General features: G+C 69.6%; 13 protein-coding genes. 7 read left to right on the top strand and 6 right to left on the bottom strand.

Features of this window, described 5'->3' with window-relative positions; all coding sequences use genetic code 11:
- Positions 1-26: 26 nt before the first annotated feature.
- From AB0K67_RS34325 to AB0K67_RS34315, 3 genes are all read left to right on the top strand, one after another.
- On the top strand, positions 27-1235 hold the full coding sequence (locus AB0K67_RS34325) for a PspC domain-containing protein (protein WP_364068448.1): 1209 nt from the start codon (positions 27-29) through the stop codon (positions 1233-1235).
- Positions 1232-1864, top strand: a complete 633-nt coding sequence (locus tag AB0K67_RS34320) for a response regulator transcription factor (protein WP_364068446.1) — start codon at positions 1232-1234, stop codon at positions 1862-1864. The genes AB0K67_RS34325 and AB0K67_RS34320 overlap by 4 nt, the downstream gene beginning before the upstream one ends.
- Before the next feature lie 1037 nt (positions 1865-2901).
- A complete protein-coding gene (locus AB0K67_RS34315) occupies positions 2902-3903 on the top strand; it encodes a L,D-transpeptidase (RefSeq protein WP_364068444.1) in 1002 nt (333 codons plus the stop codon).
- A gap of 250 nt (positions 3904-4153) precedes the next feature.
- Here the strand turns inward: AB0K67_RS34315 and pcrA are convergent, their stop codons facing one another.
- Positions 4154-6382: a DNA helicase PcrA gene (gene pcrA, locus AB0K67_RS34310; RefSeq protein ID WP_364068766.1), complete on the bottom strand. Its 2229-nt coding sequence runs from the start codon at positions 6380-6382 to the stop codon at positions 4154-4156.
- Positions 6383-6506: 124 nt separating this feature from the next.
- Here pcrA and AB0K67_RS34305 point away from each other — a divergent pair, with 124 nt between their 5' ends.
- On the top strand, positions 6507-7226 hold the full coding sequence (locus AB0K67_RS34305; RefSeq protein ID WP_364068442.1) for a PIG-L deacetylase family protein: 720 nt from the start codon (positions 6507-6509) through the stop codon (positions 7224-7226).
- Positions 7227-7339: 113 nt separating this feature from the next.
- Here AB0K67_RS34305 and AB0K67_RS34300 read toward each other — a convergent pair whose 3' ends face one another.
- The 4 genes from AB0K67_RS34300 to AB0K67_RS34285 all read right to left on the bottom strand — a co-directional run bounded on the left by AB0K67_RS34300 (position 7340) and on the right by AB0K67_RS34285 (position 11982).
- The gene (locus tag AB0K67_RS34300; protein WP_364068440.1) at positions 7340-8080 is read right to left on the bottom strand and encodes a CPBP family intramembrane glutamic endopeptidase; all 741 of its coding nucleotides are present in this window, start codon (positions 8078-8080) and stop codon (positions 7340-7342) included.
- Between the two features lie 945 nt (positions 8081-9025).
- Positions 9026-9271 (bottom strand): WhiB family transcriptional regulator, encoded by a 246-nt coding sequence (locus AB0K67_RS34295; RefSeq protein WP_364068438.1) that lies wholly within the window; start codon positions 9269-9271, stop codon positions 9026-9028.
- 594 nt (positions 9272-9865) lie between these two features.
- A complete protein-coding gene (locus AB0K67_RS34290; protein ID WP_364068437.1) occupies positions 9866-10522 on the bottom strand; it encodes a neutral zinc metallopeptidase in 657 nt (218 codons plus the stop codon).
- Positions 10519-11982 carry a glutamate--cysteine ligase gene (locus AB0K67_RS34285; RefSeq protein ID WP_364068435.1) on the bottom strand — a complete coding sequence of 488 codons (1464 nt, stop codon included), beginning with the start codon at positions 11980-11982 and terminating at the stop codon, positions 10519-10521. Before AB0K67_RS34285 ends, AB0K67_RS34290 begins: the two co-directional genes overlap by 4 nt.
- Before the next feature lie 132 nt (positions 11983-12114).
- Here AB0K67_RS34285 and galE point away from each other — a divergent pair, with 132 nt between their 5' ends.
- The gene (gene galE, locus AB0K67_RS34280; protein ID WP_364068433.1) at positions 12115-13116 is read left to right on the top strand and encodes a UDP-glucose 4-epimerase GalE; all 1002 of its coding nucleotides are present in this window, start codon (positions 12115-12117) and stop codon (positions 13114-13116) included.
- A 369-nt stretch (positions 13117-13485) separates the two neighbouring features.
- Here the strand turns inward: galE and AB0K67_RS34275 are convergent, their stop codons facing one another.
- Entirely contained in the window at positions 13486-14292 is an 807-nt protein-coding gene (locus AB0K67_RS34275) for a hypothetical protein (RefSeq protein WP_364068431.1), read from the bottom strand.
- Between the two features lie 358 nt (positions 14293-14650).
- Between AB0K67_RS34275 and sucC the strand changes: the two genes are divergently transcribed.
- Both sucC and sucD read left to right on the top strand, forming a co-directional pair.
- Positions 14651-15832 carry an ADP-forming succinate--CoA ligase subunit beta gene (gene sucC / locus AB0K67_RS34270; RefSeq protein ID WP_364068429.1) on the top strand — a complete coding sequence of 394 codons (1182 nt, stop codon included), beginning with the start codon at positions 14651-14653 and terminating at the stop codon, positions 15830-15832.
- A gap of 3 nt (positions 15833-15835) precedes the next feature.
- Positions 15836-16711: a succinate--CoA ligase subunit alpha gene (gene sucD, locus AB0K67_RS34265; RefSeq protein ID WP_364068427.1), complete on the top strand. Its 876-nt coding sequence runs from the start codon at positions 15836-15838 to the stop codon at positions 16709-16711.
- The last annotated feature ends 82 nt before the right edge of the window (positions 16712-16793 follow it).

The following is a 16793-nucleotide window of genomic DNA, read 5'->3' as shown; positions in this document are numbered from 1 at the left end:
CCAAGGCATGTGACCATGGCCATGTTATGGCTGACCAGAAGACACTCGCCGAGCAGAGCGGCGACACGCCTTATCGCCGGATGCTGCGCCCCATGGAGGGCCGCCTGCTCGGTGGTGTCGCCCAGGGGCTCGCGGCACAGCTCAAGCTCGATCCGGTCGTGATCAGGCTGATGTTCGTGCTGCTCTCCGTCGTGGGCGGGGTGGGCGCGGTGGCGTACGCGGTGCTGTGGATGGTGACGCCGCGCGAGCCGCATGAGGGACAGATCCCGCCGCGCGACTGGAGCCAGCTCGCCGCGTTCTGCGCGATCGGGGTGGCGCTGCTGGCGTTCGGCTGGCTGACGGGGGCCTCGCAGGGCGGCATCGGCATGCTGCCGTTCGCGGTGGGCGGGATCGGCGCGCTGATCCTGTGGCAGCAGGCCGACCCGGAGCGGCGCCGGAGCTGGATGAGCGGCGCGACCAAGAGCATCAGGAAGAACCGCGTGCGCACGCTCCTCGGCGTCGCGCTGGTGGTGATCGGTGCGGCGGGCTTCCTGTACTCCCAGGGCGAGCTGGTGCAGGCCAGCCAGGGGCTGCTGTTCACGGTCGTGGTGGTGGGCGGCCTCGCGGTGATCGCCGCCCCCTGGCTGGCCGGCCTGTGGAAGGAGCTCCAGCTCGAACGGCGCGAGCGCATCCGCCAGGAGGAACGCGCCGAGGTCGCGGCCATGGTGCACGACTCCGTGCTGCACACCCTCACCCTGATCCAGCGGGTGGCGCACGACCCGCGCGAGGTCACGCGGCTGGCCCGCTCCCAGGAGCGCGAGCTGCGCAACTGGCTCTACCAGCCGGCGCAGGACGCCGACGCGACGGTGGCGGCGGCCGTACGCAGGATCGCCGCCGAGGAGGAGGACGCGCACGGCGTGCCCATCGAGGTGGTCTGCGTGGGCGACATCGACCTCGACCCGGGCGGCAAGCTCGCCGCCATGCTGAAGGCGTCCCGCCAGGCGATGGTCAACGCGGCGAAATACTCTGAAAGTCCGTCCATCTCGGTGTACGCGGAGGTCGAGGGTGAAGAAGTCACGATTTTCGTGAAGGATCGTGGCAAGGGGTTCGACCTCGACGCGATCCCGGTCGACCGGATGGGCATCAGGGAGTCCATCATCGGCAGAATGGAGCGGCACGGCGGCACCGCCCGCATCCGCACCGCGCCGGGTGAGGGCACGGAAGTGATGTTGACGATGAAGGTGGAGAAGGCATGACGCGCGTACTGATCGTCGATGACCACCGGTTGTTCCGATCGGGCGTGCGCGCCGAGCTGGGCGACTCGATCGAGGTGGTCGGCGAGGCCGAGGACGTCGAGTCGGCGGTCCAGGCGATCGCCGAGCACCAGCCCGACGTGGTCCTGCTTGACGTGCACATGCCGGGCGGCGGCGGCCAGGAGGTGCTGCGGCGGGTGCTCGGGTCCGGGTCGCAGGTGCGGTTCCTGGCATTGTCGGTGTCCGACGCGGCCGAGGACGTCATCGGCGTCATCCGGGGCGGGGCTCGCGGCTACGTCACCAAGAACATCAGCGGCAAGGAGCTGACCGACGCCATCAAGCGGGTCGCCGAGGGCGACGCGGTCTTCTCACCGCGGCTCGCCGGGTTCGTGCTCGACGCGTTCGCCTCCTCCGAGGCGCCGTCCATCGACCCCGAGCTCGACTCGCTCACCCAGCGGGAGCGCGAGGTGCTGCGGCTGATCGCGCGCGGGTACGCGTACAAGGAGATCGCGAAGGAGTTGTTCATCTCGGTCAAGACCGTCGAGACGCACGTGTCGTCGGTGCTGCGCAAGCTCCAGCTCTCGAACCGCCACGAACTCTCCCGCTGGGCCACCGCCCGCCGCCTCGTCTGACCCTCGCCTTCGAACGGCGGCTCGCCGTCCCGCTCTGATCGTCCGTTCAGAACGGCCGCCGGTGGGCTCGTCCGGCCGCTCCGCTGCACGGCGGCTCGCCGCGCCGCCCAGCCGTCTCGTGTGATCGGCGACCTGCCGTCTGTTGAACGGCGGCTCGCCGCGCCGCCCGGGCCGCGCGCCGCCCGGGCCCCGCGCGCCGGCCAGATTCCGCCGCGCCGGCACGATTCCGCCGCGCCCCCGGCAGTCCCGCTGAGCGGCCGCCCATCGGATCGCTCGGCAGCGCGGCTGGACGGCCGTCCGTGGGCTCGTCCGCTGCCTCGCTGGGCGTCAGCCCTGCGCCCCCCGCACGGTCCTCTTGTGCAAGCTGCCGCTCGCAGGCCCGCCTGCTCGTCACCCTGGCGACGGCGGCAGCCTGCCGCCACCTACGTGGCCCCGTGAGCGGCTCCGCCAGTGGGTGCCTGCTCACCTGCCTGAGCGCCCCGGTCGCTTCGGCCCTCCCTCACAGCCCTCAGCCGCCTGCTCCGGCAGCCCCTCGGGCGCGAGAACGGGCTTGCTCGCAGACCGCCTGGCCCGGTCCCGCCGGTCGCACGTCGGCCACCCGGCCCTTCCCGAGGGGTCGTGCGCACCGGCCACCGGGTTTGCTCCCGGCAGTTGCGCACCGGCCACCGGGTCCTTCCCGGCAGTTGCGCGCTGGCCATCGGGTCCTTCCCTGGAGGTCGCGCACCGGCCACCGGGTCCTTCCCCAGGAGGCCGCACACTGACCACCGGCCCCTGGCCGCTTTCCCCGGAGGTCGCGCACTGGCCGCGTGCTCGTCGTTCCGTGTGGCCACCTGCTGCCTACCTGCTGCCCACCTGGGCCGTTCCCCCGTGCGGTGGGGCACTGGCGCGTCTGACCTCCCTCTGAAGGCCACCCATCTTGCAGGTTTTTGTTCAGTTTTGGACGTTACGAGAAAGTTACCCGCATTAGGCAGTCGAATCGGTTGCCCAGTTTGTCAGATAAGGAGGTAGTCGAAAGCACTTAGTCCAGGAGTACCCCCTTGAAGCGCGTCACCCGGATGCTTCCGGCCCTGGTCGCGCTCGCCGCCGCGTCGGCCTGCGCGGCGCAGAGCGCCCCCGCCTTCCAAGCCCAGAGCGCGGTCGTCGTCCCGGCGGCCGTCACGACCAGCCCCACCGCCGCTCCGAAGGCCACTCCGACCTCCGGGTCCGGCGTGGCCCGTACGGCGAAGAAGGTCAAGCTGGGCATCGCCGACATCACCCCGATGGGGGAGAAGACGGAGAAAGTCGGGGTCGGGTTTCCGATCATCGTCACCTTCGACCGCGACGTGAAGAACAAGGCACAGGTCGAGGCGCTGCTCGACGTGCAGCCTGAAAAGCCGGTCGAGGGGGCCTGGCGCTGGGTGTCGAAGCGCAAGGTGATCTACCGGACGAAGACGTACTGGAAGCCGTATCAGAAGGTGCGCTTCACCGCGCGACTGTCCGAGCTGCCCGGCAACACCGGCGCCAAGGACGTCTCGCGCACGTTCGCGGTGGGCGCGAAGAACATCTCCGTCGTGAACACCCGGACGCACCAGATGAAGGTGTACCGCAACGGCAAGCTCGCGAAGAAGATCCCGATCAGCGCGGGCAAGGGCGGCCTCATCCGCAACGGCGTGGACGTCTACCTCACCACCAGCGGCGTTCACCTCACCATGGGCAAGAAGGCCGTGGAGACCATGACGTCCTCCTGGATGGGCGTCACCGACCCGAAGGATCCCCGCTACTACAAGGAGGAGATCCCGTGGGCGGTGCGGATCTCCGACAGCGGTGAGTACGTCCACCAGAGCGCCGGCTACTACCAGTACCTCGGCCGCTCCAACCAGAGCCACGGCTGCGTCCGCGCCACCCCGGCCGGCGCCAAGTGGTTCTACAAGATCACCCAGCGCGGCGACGTCGTGAAGATCACCGGCACCAAGCGCAAGCTCCAGTGGAACAACGGCTGGAGCTACTGGCAGCTCAACTGGACCCAGTGGAAGAAGGGCAGCGCGCTCAAGAGCAGCTGACCTGCCTCTGGAGTTCCGCCGCAGGGCCGCTCACCCCGCACCGGGGGAGCGGCCCTGCGCCGTTGGTACATGAACGCCCGAACCAGCGGAATCCCGGCGGTCGGCGCGGCTCTACCGTCGTACGGCCGGCCCTTCAGGAAAGGCGGGGCGACAGCCCTTCAGGAGCGGCGGCGCGGCGCAGCGCCGTACCGCCGGCCCGTACCGCCGGCTCAGCAGAAGATCCGGCTCAGAGCTTCAGAAGAAGTGCGGCTCAGAGCTTCTCCAGCGGCGCGTACGCCAGCAACAGCGTCTTCTCCCCGCCACTACCGAAGTCGATCTTCACCTTGGTCTTCTCCGCGACCCCGTCCACGGACACCACCGTGCCCAGCCCGAACGCGTCGTGCGAGACCCGGTCACCGGGCGCCAGCGACGGCACCGATCGGCCGCCCCCGCCCTTCTTGGCAGGGGCCGGGCGCGCGGCCGGCTCGCGCCGCGTGGCCGCGCTCCAGGCGGACTTCTCCGGGTCGGTACGCCACTCGATGAGCTTGGCCGGCACCTCGTTGACGAATCGGGACGCGGGGTTGAACGACGGTGCGCCCCACGAGCTGCGCACGGCCGCCCGGGTCAGGTAGAGCCGCTGCTGGGCCCTGGTGATGCCGACGTAGGCCAGCCGCCGCTCCTCCTCCAGCTCCTTGGGCTCGCCGAGCGACCGCACGTGGGGGAACACCCCGTCCTCCATGGCCGTCAGGAACACGACCGGGAACTCCAGGCCCTTGGCGGTGTGGAGGGTCATCAGCGTCACCACGCCCTGCCCGCCGTCGTTGTCGGGGATCTGGTCGGCGTCGGCCACCAGCGACACCTGCTCCAGGAACTCGACCAGCGTGCCCTCCGGGTTGGCCTCCTCGAACTCCTGGGCCACCGAGATCAGCTCGTTGAGGTTTTCCAGGCGGGACTCGTCCTGCGGGTCCTCCGAGGCCTCCAGCTCGGCGCGGTAGCCGGTGGCGACCAGCACCTCCTCGGCCAGCGCCGACGGCGGCATGCCCTCGGCCTTGCCGGTCAGCTCCTCGATGAGCGCCACGAACTCGCGTACGGCGTTGAGCGAGCGCGTGGCCATCCCGTGGGCCTCGTCGGCGCGGCGCAGCGCGTCCCAGAACGAGATGCGCTCGCGCGACGACAGCGCCTCGATCATCGCCTCGGCCCGCTCGCCGATGCCGCGCTTGGGCACGTTGAGTATCCGCCGCAGCGAGACCACGTCGTTGGGGTTGGCCAGCACCCGCAGGTAGGCCAGCAGGTCCTTGACCTCTTTGCGCTCGTAGAAGCGCACGCCGCCGACCACCTTGTAGGGCAGGCCGGTGCGGATGAAGATCTCTTCGAACACGCGGGAGGCCGCGTTGGTGCGGTAGAAGACCGCCACGTCGCCGGGCTTGACGCCCTCCTCGTCGCTGAGCCGGTCGACCTCCTGGGCGACGAACATGGCCTCGTCGTGCTCGTTGTCGGCGACGTACCCGACGATCTTGGGGCCGTCGCCCTGGTCGGACCAGAGGTTCTTCGGCTTGCGCGACTCGTTGCGGGAGATGACGGCGTTGGCGGCGGCCAGGATGTTCTGGGTCGAGCGGTAGTTCTGCTCCAGCAGGATCGTGCGGGCGTCGGGGTAGTCGCGCTCGAACTCCAGGATGTTGCGGATCGTCGCGCCGCGGAAGGCGTAGATCGACTGGTCGGCGTCGCCCACCACGCACAGCTCGGACATGTCACTGCCCGAACGCACCAGCTCGCCGTCGTCGGTGCGCAGCTCAGGATGCCCCACCAGCTCCCTGATCAGGACGTATTGGGCGTGGTTGGTGTCCTGGTACTCGTCGACCAGCACGTGCCTGAACCGCATCCGGTAGTGCTCGGCGACGTCGGGGAAGAGCTGGAACAACGTCACCGTGTTCATGATGATGTCGTCGAAGTCCATCGCGCCGGCCTCGGTCAGCTTGAGCTGATAGGCCTTGTACGCCTGCGCGAGCGTCTTCTCCAGATGCGAGCCCGCCCGGTCGAGCGCGGTCTCGTAGTCGACCAGCTCGTTCTTGAAGTTGCTCACCTGCGCGGAGAACGAGCGCGGCGGATAGCGCTTGGGGTCGAGATCCATCTCCCGGCACACCATGGCCATCAGCCGCTGCGAGTCGGCCTGGTCGTAGATGGAGAAGCTGGACGGGAACCCCAGCCGCTTCGCCTCACGCCGCAGGACCCGCATGCAGGCACTGTGGAACGTCATGATCCACATCGCCCGGGAACGCGGACCGACGAGCTTGTCGATGCGCTCCTTCATCTCCTTGGCGGCCTTGTTGGTGAAGGTGATGGCGAGGATCTCGCCGGGATGCACCTCGCGCTCGGCCAGCAGGTAGGCGATGCGGTGCGTGAGCACCCGCGTCTTCCCCGAGCCCGCCCCGGCCACGATGAGCAGGGGACTGCCATGATGGATCACGGCCTCGCGCTGCTGTGCGTTGAGGCCATCGAGCAAGGGGTGGTCAACAGAGACTTGGGTCGGCACCCACCCAGGGTAAGACGCTTCACCGACAAAAGACGCCCGGATGCCGGCGACGGGCGCTCCGGTCGGCCCCCGAGTGCGTCAGGAAAGAGGGATCATGCTGGCTGAAAGCGAGATCAACCGCGTGCTCGTGGTGACCGCACACCCCGACGACGTCGACTTCGGCGCGGCGGGGACGGTGGCGCTGTTCGTCGATCGGGGCGTACAGGTCACGTACCTGCTCGTCACCGACGGCGACGCGGGTGGCAACGAGCGCGCACTCGACAACTCCGGCATGGCCCAGCTCCGCCGCTCCGAACAGCTCGCCGCCGCCAAGGCCGTAGGCGTGACCGACGTACGCTTCCTCGGCTACTCCGACGGCCGGGTGACCCCCACGCTGGAGCTCCGCCGCGACATCGCCCGCGTCATCCGCCAGGTCAAACCCGACCTGGTCATCACCCACCACCCCGACCGCAACTACAAGTTCATCGCCCCCAGCCACCCCGACCACCGCGCCGTCGGCGGTGCCGCCCTCGACGCCGTCTATCCGGACGCGCGCAACCCGTACGCGTTCCCCGAGCTGCTCAAGGAGGAAGGCTTGGAGGCGTGGACCGTACGCGAGGTCTGGCTCACCGGCGGGCCCACCCCCGACCACTGGGTGGACATCACCGCCACCATGGAGCGCAAGCTCGCGGCCCTGCAGTCCCACGTGAGCCAGGTCTCCCACGTCGAAGGCTTCACCGACTTCGTCAGGAGCCGCTTCGCGGCGTGGGCCGAACAGGCCGGCTTCGGCCCAGACCACTACGCCGAAGGCTTCCAGGTAGTCCCCACTGCCTGACCCCCTCGCCCCGCTCCCCAGGTCCTTGATCCTCCGCTCACCGCCCCGCCCCTCCCGTAACCCCGGCGCACGTGTTCCTCTGCCGCTTACGTCTTACGTCGCCGACGAGAACTTCAGCCCGCCATCCGGCCTGACGCTGGAGAACGTTCTGGCACGGACCGACGGTCGAGGGTGGCAAGCGAGGCGGAGACGCGGGCGAAGAGGTAGCCGAGGGAGTTCGTGGCCAGGTGGAGCATGGCGGGGGTGAGGAGCCCACGGTGCCGGCGTAGCTCGCAGAAGAGCACCCCGGCGGCCGCCGTGGACACGACGCTGCCCACGACCACCCGGGCCGCGTCGAGCCGACCCGGCGACTCCCCGGCCGTCAGCGCGCCCAGCGCCGGGTTGGCCCTGGCCATGTCGATGGACGGCAGGATGTGCCACAGCCCGAACAGCCCGGAGGAAACGGCCGTGGCGGCGACCGTGCCGTGACGTTTGCGCAGCATGCCGTACAGCGCCCCTCGGAAACCCACCTCCTCCAGCAGCACCGTCCCGAGAGGAACCTGAAGCAGCGCCTCCTCGACGACCCGGGCGCGCGACAACGACAGCGCCCGCTCGTCGTGGAAGAGCGGCCTCGTACGCGGCGACGCGACGCCCACGGTGTACACCGCGGCCACCGCCGCCGCCAGCACACCCCCGGCGACCGCCCCCCGCCGCCCCTGCTCGAACCCGATCTCCTCCCACGTCAACCCGGACCTGCGCGCCATGGCCACGAGCGCGCCGGTGGCGACCGTGGACGTCAGGGGCCCGAGGCGCGGAGCGACCTTGTTGTTGAGCACGTTGGCGGCGGCCAGCACGGCCATCGAGCGAAGCAGCACCCTTGCAGGCTACGTCCCTGCTTCCCGCCCCTTGCCCTGTACGGCCATCCGAGTCCCGCACGGCCATCCGAAGTCCCGCACGGCCATCCGAAGTCCCGCACGGCCATCCGAAGTCCCGCACGGCCATCCGAAGTCCCGCACGGCCATCCGAGTCCTGCACGGTCATCCGAGTCCTGCACGGCCATCCGAAGTCCCGCGCCGCACGGCTACGCGAGCCCAATGAGCCACGCGAGTGCCGCACGGCCACGCGAGCCTCGCGCAGCCCACCGATCCCTGGACGGCCACCCCGGCGCCTTGCGCTCCCGAGCCCTGGGTGGCTGCCCTGCGCCCCCGGCAGTGTCCCGTGTCATGGTCGACCGTCTCGTGCCTTCCGCGGTGCCCATGCGGTTCGCGCAGCCGTCCCATCGTCTTTGCACGGCCGTGGTTGCCCGTGCGGTTTGTGCAGCCGTCTGGTCGTCTCCACACGGCCGCGCGCGTCGTTTGCGCAGTCGCTCCGCGTCTCTCGGACAGCGTGCGCGTCCTCTGCTCACGTTGCGCGGCTCGCGGCTGCGCTCGGTCGTCCCGCGTCTCGCCTTGCTGCCCGCGCGACTCGCGTAGCCGTTCTGCGCGTCCGCACGGCTGGGCGGGCCTGCGCCGCCAGCCGCGCTTCGCGCGGCTTACTGAGCCCCGCGCGGCCGCCCTGCGTCTTACACGGCGAGCCGAGCCCCGCACGGCAACCCGCGTACCGCACGGGCATCCCGCGGATCGCACGGGCATCCTGTCCCGCACAGAGCCTGTCCCGCACGCGCCCCCAGGCCCACGACCTGACCTACTCCCACTGCCGCTTGGGCCGCGGGGTCGCTCGCCCCGGCGAAGTCCACGTGCTGGGGTGCCGGTCGTGGAGTTGTCGCCGTTGTGAGCTGCGGGCGTGGGCACGGCTTCACGTGCGCTGTTTGGTCGCCTGGGTCAGGAGGCGGTGGGGCGGGCTAGGCGGGTGCGGCGGCGTTCTGCGGGGGTGAGGCCGCCCCAGATGCCCTCCGCCTCTCCGGCGTCTAATGCGTATGCTCGGCACTCCTCCAGCACCTGGCAGCCGGCGCAGATCGCCTTGGCCTGGGCCTCCTGTATGGGGGTGGGGGCGAGGGGGAAGAAGAGGTCAGGGTCGCTGGTGCGGCACGCCCCCCTGCGCAACCAGCCGATCTCCTCCAGTGGCATGCAGCAACGGTAGGCCCAAAGGAAGATCGGCGGCATCATCCTGTGGGTTGAACTGTGGTGTACGACCAGGTGGTGATGCGTCCCAGATCCCGGGTGTCGCAGACCCGACGTTCCAGATCCTGGGTGTCCCAGATCCCGGGCGTTTCAGATCCCGGGTGTCCCAGATCCCGGGCGTTTCAGATCCCGGGTGTCCCATATCCCGGGCGTCCGAGACCGCGGGCATCCCAGACCGCGGGTGGTGCGACGTCCGCGCCCCAACGGTCCTCCGCAATGTCGTCGATGGTCATCAGGCCGATCGTCGATTCCTGCAGCCTGGGTCTGCTGCCGCGTCGCTTGTCCATGCGGGTCCGCTGCGCGTCGCTTGTGCACTCGGGTCCGCTGCGCGTCGCTTGTACACCAGGGGCCGCTGGAGCGTCGCGTGTTACCAGGGCCTGGTGGCGTGTCCCTGTCGTCACGTTCGTCTCGCATGTCGCCTGGTCCTGACACACCGACGTGACGTTCGTCGCCGTGATGTCGGCCGACGCGACGCTCGCCATCTGAGCTCACTGCGCAAGGCCCAGCCCGACCGCGGGTCCGGCGACGCGACCCGCCCGATCAGCAGGCGCCCACGCCCTCCTGGTACCCGGTGGCGAACGACGCCTGCCGCTGCTCCGCCGTCCCATGGGCGGACGGGTCGAGCCAGTCGTCCGTGGGGTCGCCGGCCGCCGCGAGGCTGAGGAGCAGCTCCTCCTCGTCGCCCTCCTCGGCGGCCAGGGCGCCCGAGTTGACCAGGCCGGCCAGGGTGGCGCCCGCGTAGCAGTCGGCCTGCAGCTCCATCTGGACGTTCAGCTCGAAGCCGGTCCGGAGCTGCGCCTGAACGGCATGCCCGAACTCATGCGGAATGATGACATAGACGGATCCGTCCCCCATTTCGCTCCACAAGGACTCCAGCCAGTCCTGGTCGAACGCGATGAAGTGCCCGATCGGGCAGTAGAAGGCGTTGTTGGGCACGGCAGGCTCATCACCGCAACTCGGCCCGAACCGCCCCGAGTAGGGGATGAAGTCAGCGATAGGCCGATAGATCCGCCCGGACTCCTCGAACTGTGCCCGCCAGAACTGCTCGGTCAGCGTGCGCGCCGTCCGTACGTCCCCCTCGAACGTGTCGTCCCCCGCCCGATCCGTGGACGACCGGTGGACCGCCCCGCAACCGGAGACCGCGACCAGCACCAGCGTCAGGACGGCGGCGACCAGCGCGCGCGCCACGGGCGTCACGCGTCCCACGTGTGCACGGGTTCGTTGGTGTGCATGCGTTCGATGTACTCCAAGGTCATGGCCCGCAGCGCCGAGTGCCTGTCGCCGCCCCGCGCGCGCACCTGCTCCACCTGCCAGCTCGCCCCCGTACGCCCCGTCAGGCACCGCCCCTCGATGATCCCCAGCAACCGGTCCGCCACGACCCCGTCCACACCCCACTCGGCAAGCCCTTCACGCGCCAGCGGCAGCAGCCGCCGCAAGATCAGCTCGGCGGCCGGCACCTCGCCCACTCCCGGCCAGTACAGCCGCGCGTCAAGACCGTATCGTGCGGCAGCGGCCAGATTGTCCGCCGCCGCCTGGAACGACATCCGGCTCCACACCGGACGCTCGTCGTACGGCAGCACCTGCATCAACCCGTAGTAGAACGCCGCGTTGGCCGCGATGTCGGCCACGGAGGGCCCCGCTGGCAACACGCGGTTCTCCACGCGCAGATGCGGTACTCCGTCAACGACCGCGTACACCGGCCGGTTCCAGCGGTAGATGGTGCCGTTGTGCAGGGTCAGCTCGTGCAGCTCTGGGGTGCGGCCCCGTTCCAGCTCGGCGCGCGGGTCCTCGTCCGCGCACAGGGGCAGCAGCGCGGGGTAGTAGCTGACGTTCTCCTCGAACAGGTCGAAGACGCTGGTGATCCACCGTTCGCCGAACCACACCCGCGGCCGTACGCCCTGCGCCTTCAGCTCCGCCGGCCGCGTGTCCGTCGCCTGCTCGAACAGCGCGATCCTGGTCTCCCTGTGCAGTTCCTTGCCGAACAGGTACGGCGAGTTCGCCGCGACCGCCACCTGTGCGCCCGCGATGGCCTGGGCGGCGTTCCAGTGCGCGGCGAACATGTCGGGGCTGACCTGGAGGTGCAGCTGGACGCTCGTGCACGCCGCCTCGGGGGCGACGCTGTCGGCGTGGGTGTCGAGCCGTTCGACGCCCTCGATGAGCAGGTGCAGGTCCTCGCCCCTGGCGGCGAAGATCTGCTCGTTGAGCAGGCGGAAGCGGGGGTTCGCCGAGAGCGTGCCCTCGCCGATGTCCTGTTCGCGCAGCGTGGGCAGGATTCCGACCAGTACGAGGTGCGCGCCCACGGAACGCGCCCGGGACTCGGCGTGGTTGAGCCGGGCCCGTACGTCGTTCTCCAGACTCGGGACGCCGTCACCCGCCAGGTCCTGGGGCTCGATGTTGATCTCGACGTTGAACTGCCCCAGCTCGGTGGCCCAGTCCGGCTGCGCGATGGCGGCGAGCACCTCGGCGTTGCGCATGGCTGCCTCGCCCCGCGCGTCCACGATGTTCAGCTCGATCTCCAGGCCGGCGAGCGGGCGGTCGAACGCGAAACGGGACTCGCGCAGCATCGTGGCGAACACGTCGAGGCAGCGGTGCACCTTTTCCCGGTATTGCCGGCGGTCGTCCCTGCTGAACACGACGACCGGCACATCCCTGCCCATATCTCGAAATGTCGCACGTCGAAGCCCACTAGGCCATACCGCGAAGGCAAAGGAACGCCGGTTTTCCACAGGCTCGGCGGTGTTGTCCACAGGACGGCTCGCGGGGGTCGCGGGGCTGGCTAGGGTTCAGGCATGCGCGTACTGATCACCGGCGGCGCCGGTTACATCGGGAGCACGATCGCCTCGGCGTGCCTCGATGCGGGGATCGACCCCGTGATCCTCGACAGCCTCGTCAGGGGGCGGCGGGAGTTCACCGAGGGGCGGGTGTTCTACGAGGGGGATATCAGCGACGGGCCGCTCATCGACAAGATTTTCGCCGAACATCCCGACATATCAGCCGTCGTCCACTGCGCCGCGCTCATCGTCGTCCCCGACTCCGTGTCCGACCCCATCGGCTACTACCGCGCCAACGTCGCCAAGAGCCTCGACCTCGTCGAACACCTCATCCGCAACGGATGCACGCGCATGATCTTCAGCTCTTCGGCGTCGATCTACCAGGCGGGCGACGACCACACGGTGACCGAGGAGTCGCCGCTCGCCCCGCAGAGCCCGTACGCGCGGACGAAGGCGGTCTGCGAGGGCATGTTCGCCGACATCGCCGCGAGCCGGCCCATCAAGATCCTGTCGTTGCGCTACTTCAACCCCGTCGGGGCCGACCCGCGCATGCGCACCGGCCTGCAGCTCCGCCGGCCCAGTCACGCGCTGGGCAAGATGATCGAGGCGTACGAGAAGGGCGTGCCGTTCCAAATCACCGGCACCCGCTACCCCACCCGCGACGGCACCGGCATCCGCGACTACATCCACGTCTGGGACCTCGCCGAGGCCCACGTGGCGGCGCTGCGGCGGTTCGACTCGCTGGAGACCGGCGCGATCAACCTCGGCACCGGCGCCGGCACCACCGTCCGCGAGCTGGTGGAAGCCTTCAACCGGGTGGCGGACCGGCCGATCGAGACCGTCGATGCGCCCGCGCGCCCCGGCGACGTGGCCGGCGCCTACACCCGCAGCGACCGGGCTCGTGAGCTGCTGGGGTGGCAGGCCCGCTACTCGCTGGAGGACGGCATCCGCCACTCCCTCCAATGGGCCGCCCTCCGCCCCACCCGCCTCCCCGACCCTGCGGAGGCCGTGGCGGGGTGAGGGAACCTCCGGCCGGGGGCGGGGTCGCCGGTACGGGCCGGCTTGGTGAGGCTGCTTGGAAAGCACGGGGGTGCGGTCGCCCCGACGAGGCGGCTGGTGAGCTTTCCGGGGGGGCAGGGCGCGGTCGCCTGTGCGGGTCGGGGTGAGGCCGTACGGACGGAGCGAAGCTGTACGGACGAGGGCGAAGCCATACGCACTGGGTGAGGCCGTGTGGGTGGGGGTCTGCCCCGGCAAGGGCGCCGGAGCAGGGCAGAACGGCCTCTCGGAGGCGGTCGGTTGGCCTGACGCCGGGCCCTCAAGGCGTAACGCGGGCCCCACAAGACGTAACGCCGGGCTCCGCGAAGAGCGGGACCCGGCGCAAGGGGGTCGTTACTCGACCGGGTTGAGCGCGTCCAGCGAACTGTCAGGGATCTCCTGCGGCACGCCGCTGTCCTCGCCGAGCTCGCTGTAGTCGATGACCTGGTCCGCCGGCGGGGCCTTGACCGTGACCTTGCTGCCCCAGCCGGTGTAGCGGGTGTTCACGGTGGACGTGGTCTTGCCGAGCAGGCCGAAGTCGAACGCGTACTGGCTGCGCAGCCGGCTGACCAGGCCCTTGGAGTTGACGTCGAGCACGTAGCTGATGGCGACCTTGCCGAGCCGCTTGTCGACCTTCTCGCCGTAGAGCTTGGCGAGCCGTCCGAAGGTGATGGCTCCCCGGTACGAGCCGCCCTTGACGCTCTTGGCCTCGCTCACGAGCTCCTTGAGCACCTTGGGCCGGAAGATGTCCAGCGGCTGGTTGCCGGTGCGCGGGATGCCGGTGTTCGGGTAGCGCACCCACTTCTTGCCGTCGGGAAGTTGCTGGCTGAACAACCCGCCTTGCGCGTACGTGTATTTACCGACCGTGATCGACCGCGGCGGCGCCGCACTGAGCAAGCTCGCGCCTTTCCCGCCGCTACGCAGGTCCGACGCCACGATTCCGGACTTGCCGAAAGCGAGGGTGCCGTTCGTGGTGACGGTTCCGTCGGTCTTCGTGCCCGAGACCTTGGTGACGGCGGACTCGGAGATCCGCACGCCCTTACCGGCGGTGTACTGCTTCTTCAGCGCCTTCACCGGGTCCGCGGGCGCGGCCTGCGCGGGCGTTGCGGTCACGAGCGTGGCCGCCGACGCCAGCGCCAGGCCCGCGAGAATTCGCTTCATAGAGTTTCCTTCAGCATTTAAGGCAAGAGCGGGGAGCAAGCCTGACATTGGAAGATCACGAAGATATATCGCGCGGCGGGTCTTATGTCGGCTAAATGATGCAATTGAGATCTGACGCCCGCCCTGAAGAAGTGAGATCACCGTCACATAGCGGAAGAACCGCGACCCGATGACCTGGGCAGGTCAAGCTTCGGGCTAGGCTTCACTGGCGGAAACGCCCGGCACGACCCCTGAGCGTAGGAGCTCGCCGTGACAGAGCAGAGCGAGGAACGAAGCCGCGCACGGCGAAGCGCACGCGACCATCAGCACAGATGCCCGGGCCGTCGAACATCAGTCGGATAAGCAAGGACGGACCCTCGTGGACCTGTTCGAACATCAGGCGAAGGAGCTCTTCGCTGACTACGGCATCCCGGTGCCACGCGGCATCGTCGCCCACAACGTGGAGGAGGTGCGGTCGGCGGCCGAGCAGCTGACCGGCCGCGTTGTCGTCAAGGCCCAGGTCAAGACCGGCGGCCGGGGCAAGGCCGGCGGTGTGAAGGTGGCCGACGACGCCGCCGACGCCGTGGCCAAGGCTCAGGCGATCCTGGGCATGGACATCAAGGGCCACACGGTCCACAAGGTACTGGTCGAAGAGGCCAGCGACATCGCCGAGGAATACTACTTCTCCTTCCTGCTCGACCGGGCCAACCGCACCTTCCTCGCCATCTGCTCGGCCTCGGGCGGCATGGACATCGAAGAGGTCGCGCACGCCACGCCGGAGAAGGTCGCCAAGGTCCCCGTCTCGGCGCTGACCGGCGTCGACCGCGCCAAGGCCCGCGAGATCGCGGTGGCCGGCGGTCTGCCGGAGAAGGCCCTCGACGGCGCCGCCGAGCTCATCGAGAAGCTCTGGTGCTGCTTCGTCGACGAGGACGCCACGCTGGTCGAGGTCAACCCGATGATCCTGTCGGCCGACGGCCAGGTGAAGGCGCTCGACGGCAAGGTCACGCTCGATGACAACGCCGCGTTCCGCCAGCCCGACCACGAGGCGCTCGCCGACAAGGCCGCCGAGGACCCGCTCGAGGCCAGGGCCAAGGAGAAGGACCTCAACTACGTCAAGCTCGACGGCAGCGTCGGCATCATCGGCAACGGCGCCGGCCTGGTCATGTCCACGCTCGACGTGGTGGCCTACGCCGGTGAGGAATTCCCCGGCAAGCCGAGGCCCGCGAACTTCCTCGACATCGGCGGTGGCGCGTCCGCCGAGGTCATGGCGGCCGGCCTGGAGATCATCCTCTCCGACCCCGACGTGAAGTCGATTTTCGTGAACGTCTTCGGCGGCATCACCGCCTGCGACGCGGTCGCCAACGGCATCGTCGCGGCGTTCAAGCTGCTGGAGAGCCGCGGCGAGGCCGTGACCCGCCCGCTGGTGGTCCGGCTCGACGGCAACAACGCCCAGCTCGGGCGGCAGATCCTGGCCGACGCCGCGCTTCCCGGCGTCGAGCTGGTTGACACGATGGACGAGGCGGCCAAGCGCGCCGCCCAGCTCGCTGCGGTAGGTGCGTGACCCATGGCCATCTGGTTGACGGAGAACAGCAAGATCATCGTTCAGGGCATGACCGGTGGTGAGGGCACCAAGCACACCCGCCGCATGCTGGCCGCCGGCGCCAAGGTCGTGGGCGGCGTGAACGCCCGCAAGGCGGGCACCGTCCACGAGGGCCTGCCCGTGTTCGGCACGGTCAAGGAGGCCATCGAGAAGACCGGCGCGGACGTGTCGGTCGTGTTCGTGCCGCCGAAGTTCACCAAGGACGCGGTGAAGGAGGCCATCGACGCCGAGATCCCGCTCTGCGTGGTGATCACCGAGGGCGTGCCGGTGCACGACTCGACGGAGTTCTGGGCGTACGCGGTGGCCAAGGGCAACAAGACCCGCATCATCGGCCCCAACTGCCCGGGCATCGCCTCGCCCGGCGCCTCCAACGCCGGCATCATCCCCGCCGACATCACCACGGCCGGCCGCATCGGCCTGGTCTCGAAGTCCGGCACGCTGACCTACCAGCTCATGTACGAGCTGCGCGACTTCGGCTTCTCCACGGCCGTCGGCATCGGCGGTGACCCGGTCATCGGCACCACCCACATCGATGCGCTGCAGGCGTTCCAGGAGGATCCGGGCACCGACGCGATCGTGATGATCGGCGAGATCGGCGGCGACGCCGAGGAGCGGGCCGCCGCCTACATCGAGCAGCACGTCACCAAGCCGGTCGTCGCCTACGTCGCGGGCTTCACCGCCCCCGAGGGCAAGACGATGGGCCACGCGGGCGCCATCGTGTCCGGCTCGGCCGGCACCGCCCAGGCCAAGAAGGAGGCGCTGGAGAAGGTCGGCGTCCGCGTCGGCAAGACCCCCTCCGAGACGGCCCGCCTCATGCGCGAGATCATGCAGGCTCGCTGATCGTTTCCCACAGGGCTTCGCGTGGTATGCCGCCATGCGAAGCCCTGCGCGTGTCCGGGTGCCGGACGGGTGCCGCCTGTGC

The sequence above is a fragment of the Nonomuraea sp. NPDC052634 genome (assembly GCF_040678535.1).
In the GTDB taxonomy this organism is placed as follows: Bacteria; Actinomycetota; Actinomycetes; order Streptosporangiales; family Streptosporangiaceae; genus Nonomuraea; species Nonomuraea fastidiosa.
This window is presented reverse-complemented; position numbering and strand designations above follow the sequence as displayed.

Excerpts from the sequence above, each read along its gene's own strand:
- sucD (WP_364068427.1), top strand. The coding sequence starts at position 15,836 with ATGGCCATCTGGTTGACGGAGAACAGCAAGATCATCGTTCAGGGCATG.
- AB0K67_RS34275 (WP_364068431.1), bottom strand. The coding sequence starts at position 14,292 with ATGAAGCGAATTCTCGCGGGCCTGGCGCTGGCGTCGGCGGCCACGCTC.
- AB0K67_RS34295 (WP_364068438.1), bottom strand. The coding sequence starts at position 9,271 with ATGCCACTGGAGGAGATCGGCTGGTTGCGCAGGGGGGCGTGCCGCACC.
- AB0K67_RS34305 (WP_364068442.1), top strand. The coding sequence starts at position 6,507 with ATGCTGGCTGAAAGCGAGATCAACCGCGTGCTCGTGGTGACCGCACAC.
- AB0K67_RS34285 (WP_364068435.1), bottom strand. The coding sequence starts at position 11,982 with ATGGGCAGGGATGTGCCGGTCGTCGTGTTCAGCAGGGACGACCGCCGG.
- galE (WP_364068433.1), top strand. The coding sequence starts at position 12,115 with ATGCGCGTACTGATCACCGGCGGCGCCGGTTACATCGGGAGCACGATC.
- AB0K67_RS34320 (WP_364068446.1), top strand. The coding sequence starts at position 1,232 with ATGACGCGCGTACTGATCGTCGATGACCACCGGTTGTTCCGATCGGGC.
- AB0K67_RS34325 (WP_364068448.1), top strand. The coding sequence starts at position 27 with ATGGCTGACCAGAAGACACTCGCCGAGCAGAGCGGCGACACGCCTTAT.